General features: G+C 70.3%; 3 protein-coding genes. All 3 read left to right on the top strand.

Annotation, left to right across the window (positions count from 1 at the left end; translation table 11 throughout):
• The first annotated feature begins 8 nt into the window (after positions 1-8).
• The 3 genes from QAD21_RS14295 to QAD21_RS14285 are packed head-to-tail and all read left to right on the top strand — an operon-like array spanning position 9 to position 10,836.
• Positions 9-4,757, top strand: coding sequence for a non-ribosomal peptide synthetase (locus tag QAD21_RS14295; RefSeq protein WP_280359759.1), 4,749 nt, complete (start codon positions 9-11; stop codon positions 4,755-4,757).
• Positions 4,703-5,338, top strand: a complete 636-nt coding sequence (locus tag QAD21_RS14290) for a condensation domain-containing protein (protein ID WP_280359758.1) — start codon at positions 4,703-4,705, stop codon at positions 5,336-5,338. Before QAD21_RS14295 ends, QAD21_RS14290 begins: the two co-directional genes overlap by 55 nt.
• Positions 5,221-10,836 carry a non-ribosomal peptide synthetase gene (locus tag QAD21_RS14285; protein ID WP_280361738.1) on the top strand — a complete coding sequence of 1,872 codons (5,616 nt, stop codon included), beginning with the start codon at positions 5,221-5,223 and terminating at the stop codon, positions 10,834-10,836. The genes QAD21_RS14290 and QAD21_RS14285 overlap by 118 nt, the downstream gene beginning before the upstream one ends.
• Positions 10,837-10,880 lie beyond the last annotated feature (44 nt).

Below are 10,880 nucleotides of genomic sequence, written 5' to 3'. Positions count from 1 at the left end.
GGTTGGGTGTGGGTTTGTTGGGTGAGGTGGTGTCGGGTGTGGGGGAGGTGCCGGGTGGTGCGGGTGTGTACACGTTGTTCACGTCTGGGTCGACGGGTCGGCCGAAGGGTGTGACGGTGTCGCAGGCTGCGGTGGTGAATCGGTTGGGGTGGATGCAGTCGTTGTTCGGGTTGCAGGGGCGGGATGTGGTGTTGTGGAAGACGCCGGTGTCGTTTGATGTGTCGGTGTGGGAGTTGTTCTGGCCGTTGATGGTTGGTGCTTCGGTGGTGGTGGCGGAGCCGGGTGGTCATCGGGATCCGTGGTATGTGGCGTCGGTGGTGGAGCGGTTCGGGGTGTCGGTGTGTCATTTTGTGCCGTCGATGTTGTCGGTGTTTGTGGATGCTCTCGGGGAGTCGGTGCCGCAGGAGTCGGTGCTGCCGGGTTCGGGCGGGTTGGGTTCGGGGTTGGGGTCGTTGCGTCAGGTGTTTTGTTCGGGTGAGGCGTTGGGTGTGGGTGCGGTGGAGGGGTTGCGGGGGTTGGTGCCGGGGGTGCGGGTGGTGAATTTGTATGGGCCGACTGAGGCGGCGGTGGATGTGACGTTGTATGTGGTGTCGGGTGGTGAGGTGGTGGTGCCGATTGGTCGGGCGGTGCCGAATGTGTCGGTGTGGGTGTTGGATTCGCGGTTGCGTCCGGTGCCGGTGGGTGTGGTGGGTGAGTTGTATCTGGGTGGTGTGCAGGTGGCGCGGGGGTATGCGTCGCGGGCGGGGTTGACTGCGGAGCGGTTTGTGGCGGATCCGTTTGGTGGGGTGGGTGTGCGGTTGTATCGGACGGGTGATCGGGTGCGGTGGAGTGGTGTGGGTGAGTTGGAGTATGTGGGTCGTGTTGATTTTCAGGTGAAGTTGCGGGGGCAGCGGATCGAGTTGGGGGAGATCGAAACCGTCCTCGGCACCACGCCGGGTGTCGCCCAGGTGGTGGTCTCGGTCATGGAACTCGCTGCGGGAGAACAACTCGTGGCTCACGTGACCGGAGCGGATGTCGACGTCGAGCATCTGCGCGCGACGGCTGAGCAACTACCCGCGTACATGCGGCCCACGTCCTGGGTCGTCCTGGACGCGTTGCCGTTGAACACTGCGGGCAAGGTGGACCGCAAGGCGCTGCCCGCACCGAATTTCGTCGCCGCCGAACGCGTGCTCCCCGAGACCGACGCCGAAGTCGCGATCACCGGTGTCTTCGCCGACGTGCTCGGGCTGTCTGCCGCGGACTCGGTGTCGGTGACCGACAGCTTCTTCGATCTCGGCGGCAACTCACTGGCCGCGACCCGACTCGCGGCCCGCGTCTCCCGGATGCTCGGGGTCCCGGTACGGGTGCGAGACGTCTTCGACGCCCCGACGGTCCGTGATCTCGCGCGTCGAGTCCAGGCGGCAGACATCGCCGGGGCCGGAACAGTAGTCCCGGATCGGTCGGCTGCACCGGCCCGTCCGTCGGTCTTGCCTCTCTCGAGCGCCCAGCGCCGCATGTGGTTCATCAACCAGTACGAGCCGGCGGTGGCGTCGTACATCATCCCGTTCGCCTTCCGACTCCGCGGCACGGTCGAAGTCGAACACGTCCGTCGAGCGCTCGCGGACGTGGTCGCGCGTCACGAGGTTCTCCGGACCACCTACCCGGTGTCCCGCGACGGACGCCCCGAGCAACGAATCCACGACGTCGATCCGGAGAATCCCGGATTCGACTGGGCGGTGGCGGATTCCGAGTCCGAAGCGTTGGCCGTCGCCGCCGAGCCATATGACCTGACCCGTGACCTGCCCGTGCGCGCCCGTGTGTACGTCGATCCCGGCACAAGTGCGCTGCTGGCTGTCAGCATCCATCACATCGCCGCCGACGGCGAGTCGGGCCGGGCGCTGTCGCGCGATCTGCTCACCGCGTACTCGGCACGACGCGACGGTCGGAGCCCGGACTGGCCGCCGCTCCCGATCCAGTACGCCGATCACGTCCTGCAGGTCGCCGGACGAGCGGACGAGCAGGACGAGCACCGGCAGTGGTGGGCCCGCCGGCTCGACGGCGCCCCGGTCCTCATGGATCTGCCCACCACCCATCCACGCCCGGCCACGCCGACCATGCGCGGCGCGACCGTCGAGTTCGTCATCCCGGGACGTGTCGCGCAGGGGATCGGCATCCTCGCCCGCGCCGGCGACGCCACCGCATTCATGGTGCTGCACGCCGCACTCGCCGCGGTGCTGGGTCGGCTGTCGGGCAGCCGCGACGTCGTCATCGGGACCGCCGCCGCGGGCCGCGACGGCGACACCGACGACTTGATCGGCATGTTCGTCAACACGGTCGCGCTGCGGACCCCGATCGTCCCCGCACAGCCGTTCACCGACCTCCTGCGGGTGGTGCGCGAGGTGGATCTCGACGCCCTCGATCACGCCGGCGTGCCCTTTGACGACGTCGTCGACGAACTCGGGGTGGCCCGCACCGCGTCCCATGCGCCACTGGTCCAGGTGCTGCTCACCACGTCCGATCTCGCCGCCCCCGGCGCCCCCGGTGGGCAGTTCGCCGGCCTCGACGTCGAACCCGTTGCCGTCGAGGACAACTCGGCAAAAGTCGACCTGACCCTCGGTGTTCTGACGGACCCGGCCGCGGGGGCTCCGTGGCGCGGTTCGCTCACCTACGCAACGGACCTCTACGACGAATCCGACGCGCGCCGGCTCGCGGACCGATTCGTCGGCGTGCTGACGTCCGCGGTCGGCGACAGCACACTGCCGGTCGGGGACCTCGAGCTGCTGACCCCGGACGAGGAGATGATCCCGCTCGTCTCGGGCGACCCCGATCCCGCCCCGGAACTCCTCTCGGACCTGCTCATCGACGCGGCGCGGATGCGTCCGACCCACCCGGCCGTCGTCGACCCCGCCGCCGCGGACCCCGAACACGTCTGGACCTATGCCGAAATCGATTCGGCGAGTTCGCATCTCGCGACGGTCCTCATCGGCCGCGGTATCGGTCCGGAGGACGTGGTCGTCAGCGCGTTCCCGCGCTCGGCGACGGCGCAGCTCGCCTTGTGGGCAGTGGCCAAGACCGGTGCGGTGTACTGCCCGATCGACCCCCGCTACCCGGCGGAACGCATCGCTCGGGTCCTGGACGCCGCGAACGCCGTGCTGGTGCTCACCGACGGGAGTGTCGAGGGGCCCACCGCCGACACGGCCTCCACGTGGCCGCCGCGACTGCGGCTCGACGCGGCGCTCGTCGCCGACCTGCGCAAACGCCCGGCGCTCGACCCGCCGCGTCGCAACCGGCCGGTGACACCCGATTCCGGCGCCTACATGATCTTCACCTCCGGATCGACCGGGACGCCGAAGGGGGTGCTCGTGACGCACCGCGGCCTCGCGGGTGTCAGTACGGTGCTGCGCGACCGGCACCGATCCGGGTCCGACGCGCGCTGGCTGGGGATCAGCTCGCCCGCGTTCGATGCCGCCATACTCGAGGTCCTCGGTGCCTACGGCAGTGCTGCGACGCTCGTCGTCGCGCCTCCCGAGGTGTACGGGGGCCGCGAGCTCGCCGACGTCATCACGACGCACCGCACCACCCACGCCTTCCTGGTGACGTCGGTGGCGGCGTCGTTGCCGGATCCCGGTCGCCTGCCCATGACCGACGTCCTCGTCGGCGGCGAGGCCGTCCCCGACACCGAGAAGGACCGGTGGGCCGCGCACGTGGCGTTCCACAACGGTTACGGACCCACCGAGACCACGATCATCAGCGTCACCTCGCCTCCGATCGGCGTCGACGAGCCGGTCCACCTCGGCAGCCCGGTCCCTGGCGCGAGCGCCCATGTCCTGGACGAGCGGCTGCATCCGGTGCCGCCGGGGGTCGTCGGGGAGCTGTACCTCGCCGGTCCCGAACTCGCACGCGGTTACCACGGACGGCCGGCGCTGACCGCCGAGCGCTTCGTCGCCGCCGTCGACGGGGCACCGGGCACGCGGATGTACCGGACCGGGGATCTCGTGCGCCGGGACCGCAGTGGCGGATTGGTCTACGTCGGCCGCGCCGACTTCCAGGTCAAATTGCGCGGACAACGGCTCGAACTCGGTGAGATCGAGGCCGTCCTGACCGCACACCCGCAGGTGCGGACGGCGGCGGTCATCGGGGTCGGGAACCCGGTGACCTCGCTGGCCGGTTACGTCGAACCCGTCGAGCCCGGACGGCCGGTCGAGATCTCTGCCCTCCGTGAACATCTCGCGACCCATCTGCCATCGCACATGGTCCCGGCGGCACTCATGGTGCTCGACTCCATCCCGCGCAGCCCGATCGGGAAGATCGACCGCGCCGGCCTCCCCGCCATCGAGCCGTCGAAGGCCGACGCCGAACGCGTTCCGCCGTCGACGCACACCGAGCGGTTACTCGCGGCCATCGTCGGCGAGGTTCTCGGACTCGACGACGTGTCGGTGACCGCTGACTTCTTCGTCATCGGCGGCAACTCGTTGTCGGCCACGCGTGTGAGTGCCCGCGCGGGGGACGCTTTCGGGGTCCGCGTCGGTGTCCGTGACGTCTTCGAGGCGCCGACGGTTCGCCTGCTTGCTCGTCGCGTCGACGCCGCTTACGACGATGCGTCGCGACCGCCGCCGCTGCGCCGTGTCGATCCACGGCCCGCGTACATTCCACTGTCATATGCCCAGCAACGGATCTGGTTCCTGAACCGGTTGGACCGAATTCGGGGGCCTACACCATCCCGATGGCCGTCCGCCTCCGCGGCCGGCTCGATCGGACTGCGTTACGCGCCGCCGTAGTCGACCTGCTGGCCCGCCACGAGATCCTGCGGACCTTGTTCCCGGCGCCGGGCGGCGAACCGCGGCAGCACATCCTGCCGATCGACGAGGCCCGGGCCCGCCTGCGGTGGGAGGACATCGAGGCTCCGCGGGAGCTCGCCGACCCGGCCGCACTCGTCGGTGATGCCGCCTTCGACATCACGTCCGAGCTGCCGCTGCGTATCCGCCTGTTCGCCGTCGGCGACGGTGGGATCGACACCGACGACCACGTCCTCGTCGTCGTACTGCATCACATCGCCGCCGACGGTGAGTCGATGCGGCCCCTCGTCGCCGATCTGTGGGGGGCCTATCTGGCGCGTGCCGGGGGCCATGCGCCAGCGGCGGCCGCACCGGCGATCCAGTTCGCCGATCACGCATTGTGGCAACGAGAGACGCTGGGGGACATCGACTCGCCGGAGTCCGTTCTCGGTCGCCAGGTCGGCTACTGGGTGAATCGACTGTCGGGATCCCCGACCTCCTCCCGCTGCCCACGGACCGGCCGCGACCGGCGGTCGCGTCGCAACGGGGCGGTCGCGTCACCGCGGCCATCCCGACCGAACTGACACAGCGGATCGCGGACACGGCCCGCGCCCACGGGGCCACCGAGTTCATGGTCGTCCACGCCGCGCTGTCGATCGTGCTGGCGAGGCTGTCCGCGACCCGCGACATCGTGATCAGCACCCCGGTTGCCGGACGGGGCCATGCGCATCTCGACGACCTCGTGGGCATGTTCGTCAACACCGTGGTCCTGCGCACCGACGTCGACCCCCGGACGCCGGTCGGGGAGTTCCTCGAACGGGTGCGCGTCGACGACATCAACGCCCTCGCACGCGCCGATGTCCCGTTCGAGTATCTGGTGGACCGACTGTCCCCGGTCCGGTCGGAGGCGTTCGCCCCGATCAGCCAGGTGATGCTGTCGGTGCTGCACGATCAGGACACCGGAACGGTCGGGACCGACCCCTCGGGATCGGCGAATCTGACCTTCGAGCCGATCGAGGCGTCCACCGGCACCACCCAGCTCGACCTGACCGTGGCGGTGACGATCCGTCCCGAAGGCGCGTGGGACGTCGAGATCGTCTATGCCACCGACCTGTTCGACGAGCGGACCGCGCGCACCGCGATCACCCGCCTGACCAGGGTCCTCGAGGCGGTCGTCGGTGCCGACGACATGGCTGTCGGTGCCATCGACCTGACCGACGCGGCCGAGCGCGCGCGGATCGCCGAACTGATCGCGGGCCCCGATCTGTCGGTGCCGTGGTCGACGGTCACCGATGCGATCGAGGCGGCCGCGCGACGCTCACCGGAGTCGACGGCACTGGTGGCCGGTGCGCGATCCGTGACCTACCGCGAGTTCATGGACCGGATCACCCAGCTGGCCGAGATGATGTCCGCCCACGGCGTGGGTCCCGAAGTGGCCGTGGGCGTGTGTATCCCGCGGTCGGTGGAGCTGGTGCTCGCGATCCACGCGGTGGTGATGGCCGGCGGCAGCTATGTCAGCATCGACCCGTCGACTCCGCCCGAACGAGTGGCCGCGATGGTCGACGCCGCGTCGATCGCGGTCATCCTGACCGCTGAGGTGTCCCCGTCCGCGCTGTCCGGTCTGTCGGTACCGACGCTCGTCGTTGACGGAAACGCCCCGCCGGAAGACCGCTCGGGTCCCCGGCCGGAACTCCGTCGCCCGTGTCCGGGCAACGCCCTCTACACGTTGTTCACGTCCGGCTCGACCGGAACGCCCAAGGGAGTCACGGTCAGTCACGGCGCCGTACTCAACCGACTCGCATGGATGGCGGTGCGTTCCCCGCTGCGTCCCGACGATGCCGTTCTGCTCAAGACGCCGGTCACCTTCGACGTGTCCGTCCCCGAGTTGTTCGAACCGCTGATGGCCGGGGCCCGCCTCGTCATCGTCGAGGACGGCCGCCACATCGACCCGGCCCACGTCCTCGCCGAGATCGAGCGGCATCGGGTCACCTCGGTGCACTTCGTGCCGTCGATGATGGCGGCGTTCGTCGAGTACATCGGCGACCACCCGCGGCGGCGCGCGGCACTGTCGTCGTTGCGGCGGGTCAACGCGTCGGGCGAGGCACTGCCGGCGGCCACCGCCGAGGCCATGGCGGCGCTCGTGCCGCAGGCGGACCTCGACAATCTCTACGGGCCGACCGAGGCGGCCGTCGAGGTGACGGCGTACCGCTTCGCCCCCGGCGACGTGATCGTGCCGATCGGGCGCCCGAACGCGAACACCACCACGTGGGTGCTGGACGACGGGTTGCGCCCGGCGCCGGTCGGGGTGGTCGGCGAGCTGTACGTCGGCGGCGATCAGCTGGCGCGCGGTTATGCCGCCCGGCCCGACCTCACCGCCGAACGGTTCGTGGCCGACCCCACCGGCCCGCACGGAGGCCGCCTCTACCGGACCGGTGACCTGGTGCGCTGGAACGCCTCCGGTGCGCTCGAATACCTCGGCCGGGCAGACTTCCAGGTGAAGTTGCGCGGACAGCGCATCGAGCTCGGGGAGATCGAGACCGTCCTCGCCCGTGTCGACGGCATCTCGCACGCGGCGGTCACCGTCCGGAGCGGACCGGCGGGCGATGCACTGGTCGGATACCTCGCCGGCCGTGTCGATCTCGACGCGATCCGTGAGCATCTGCGGCAGGCGTTGCCGCAGTACATGCACCCGACGCAGTGGGTGGTCCTCGATTCGGTCCCGGTGACCGCGACCGGCAAACTCGACCGCCGGGCCCTGCCCGCGCCGCGGAGCGAGCCGGTCGAGATGGTGCCGCCCGCCGACGCCGTCGAACGGGCGGTGGCCGTCGTCGTCGCCGACGTGCTGGGACTCGACGAGATCTCGGTGACGACGCCGTTCTTCGATCTGGGCGGCAACTCGCTCGCCGCGATGCGGGTCGTCGCCCGGATCGGCGAGCAGCTCGGGACCGACCTCGATGTGCGCGACCTCTTCCGCACCCCGACGGTCCGCGAGCTCGCGCAACTCGTCACGCGTCGTCGGGTCTCCGACCATCCGCTCGTCGCACGACCCCGGCCCGAGCGCATCCCGTTGTCGTATGCGCAACAACGACTGTGGTTCATCAACCAGTTCGACGTGACGTCCCCGACGTACAACATGCCGATCGCATTCGACATCCGGGGATTCCTCGATGTCGACGCACTACGCGCCGCGGTCGCGGCTGTGATGACGCGACACGAACCGCTGCGGACCGTCTACCCGCTCGGCGACGGCGGGGTGCCGCTACAGCACATCCTCGATCCTTCGGTGGCGGCGGCCCGACTGCGCTGGGAATCGGCCGGGACGCCCGAGGACGCGATGGCGTTGTGCGCGGAGGGATTCGACGTGACGACGCAGCTGCCGTTGCGTGTGGTGACGTCGCTGGTATCAGCGGAGGGTGCGTCGCCGCCAGTGTTTCGAGTCGTGCTGGTCCTGCACCACATAGCCGGCGATGCGGCGTCCCTGGCGATCCTGGCCGCGGAGCTCCTCGGTGGGTACCGCAACGGTCGACGCCCCGAAGTCGGGTCGATCGACGTACCGGAGATCGCATACGCCGATCACGCGCTGTGGCAACGCGATCTGCTTGGGGACCTCGACGACCCGACCTCACCGATGGCGGCGCAGTACTCGTTCTGGACCGAGACGCTGGCCGACGTTCCGGCCGCACTGGAGATCCCCGGTGACCGTCCGCGTCCACCGATCGCCGACCCCACCGGTGGTCGGCTGCCCCTCCAGATCGGCGAGGAGCGCAGCGCGGCGGTGGCGGCGACCGCACGCGTGCACGGGATGACCCCGTTCATGGTCTGTCACGCCGCCTTCGTCGCCGCACTCGCCCGTGTGGCCGATGTGCGGGACATCAGCGTCGGCGCCGCCATCTCCGGTCGCGGGCACGCGGCCACGGCGGGGCTCATCGGGATGTTCGTCAACACCGTGGTGCTCCGCACATCGGTGCACTCCGAGGACACGGTCGAGGACCTGCTCCGCCGGGTCCGCGACGCCGATCTCGCGGCCTTCGCGCACGCCGACATCCCGTTCGAGACCCTCGTCGAGCACCTCACCCCGGTCCGGTCCACCGCCCACGCGCCGCTCGTGCAGATCATGATCAACTATCTCGGCGAGTCGTCCGGGACACCGGCGGTGCCTGGTATCGGCGCGGACGCCGAGCCGCTCATCGTGGACGGTCTCGAGGTCGTGGCCGTCGAACCGGGGCCGCCGCCGGCGAAGGTCGACCTCACCCTCGGTCTCGCGGAGCGGTCCGTCGGTGCGGCTGTCGAGTTGGTCGGCGAGATCGACTACGCCGCAGCGCTGTTCGACATCGAGACGGTTGAGTCGATACGCGACGTCTTCCTAGGCATGCTCGACGCCGTGACCGGTGACATCGACATGGTGCTGGACGAGGTCGATGTGACCGGTGCCGTTGACGGTGCGTCGCTGATCCTCGACAGCGCGGGCCGGGCGGTACCGGCGCGGGTGCCGGGTGAGTTGCACGAGCGCACGGCAGACGGTTCGCTGCTCGCGACGGGTATGCGGGCGCGGTGGGTCGACGCCTCGATGACACGACCGGAGATCCTCGGGCCGGTCGAGCGTCACCCCCGGATCGGCGGGCGGCGAGTGGATCTCGATGCGGTGGAGGCGGCACTCAACGCGGTGGCGGGCGTCGTCACTGCAGCGGTCGTGGCGTCGGCGTCCGACGGTCAGCCGACAATTGACGGAGTCGAGGTGGGGGCCTGGGTCGTGGTCGACCGCGACGGCCCCGGCGCCTCCGACCTCCGACGCGAGCTGTCGAGAGTGCTGCCCGCACACTGTATTCCGACGGTGATCAGCGTCGTCGACGCCATCCCGGTCGGCGCGGACGGGCGACCCGGACGCCGCGAGGTCGCGTCGCTCATGAACTCAGCCGGTGGGGGGCGCGAGGACGCCGAGCCCGCGGCCCCGACCGGCCGCTGGGAAGTGACGGTCGCCGACGCGATGTCGGAGATCACCGGGACTGCGGTGACCGACGCGGACCAGGGGTTCTTCGACCTCGGCGGGACCTCGCTGTCGGCGGTGCGGCTGGTGTCGCTGCTGCGGCGACGGACCGGACTGCCCGTCGAGGTCGCATGGATCTTCGCCGGACCCACACCGCGCGATCTCGGCGCCCGGCTCGCTGCTCAGGCGACGCACGAGGACTCAGCCGACACCGCCGCCACGCGGGGCCAGGTCGTCGTGCCGCTACGGGCGGACGGCAGCCGCGAACCGGTCTTCTGCGTCCACCCCGCCGATGGGTTGGCGTGGCTGTTCGCTGGTCTCACACCGTATCTCGACGACCGGCCGGTCTTCGGTCTGCAGGACCCCTTCGTGGTGGCCGGCGACACGGCCGCCACGTCGATCCGCGAACTCGCCGCGCGGTATGTGGCCGAGATCCGGGCGATCGTCCCGCAGGGGCCCTACCACCTCGTCGGTTGGTCCCTCGGCGGGCTCATTGCCCAGGAGATGGCGGCCGAATTGCGTTCGCAGGGTGCCGAAGTCGGGTTCCTCGGCCTCCTCGACAGCTATCCCGCGACCGGTGACGAACTCGAGACCGGCGGTGAACTCGAGACCGACGGGGCGGCGGCGCGTGCCGAGGTGTCCGCGGAGGATGCGCGAGCCACGGTCGCGGACCTGCTCGGCGGGTGGCGAGCGGTCATCGACATCGACGCGGTGACCGCCTCCGACGATCCGGCCGCGATGGCGGCGGCGGTCCGCGAGCGGGTCGTCGGACTCGGACTCCTCGACGGACCCGCGTTCGACCGCATGCTCCAACGGATGGCGACGTCGGCCCGACGCACCGTCGACCATCGGCCCCGAACCTACGACGGCGACGCGATGCTCGTCGTCGCGGCGGCGGGGGAGGCGAACCCGGACACCACCGCCGGACGCTGGACACCGTTCCTCGGCGGGCGGGTCACCCGTGTCGACGTCGATGCCGATCACCTCGGGATCGTCGGTACCGACGCGCTCGAGGTGATCGGACCGCGGATCGACGCGGCGATCCGCGAGGCCGAGGCGCGGCGCGCAAGCGACGGCCCCCACCCGCTCCCTGAGTAGGCCGGAGCTTGCGGAGGGCGCGTCACGAAGGGTCTTCGCAACCC

This window comes from Gordonia sp. SMJS1 (assembly GCF_029866425.1).
In the GTDB taxonomy this organism is placed as follows: domain Bacteria; phylum Actinomycetota; class Actinomycetes; order Mycobacteriales; family Mycobacteriaceae; genus Gordonia; species Gordonia hongkongensis.
This window is presented reverse-complemented; position numbering and strand designations above follow the sequence as displayed.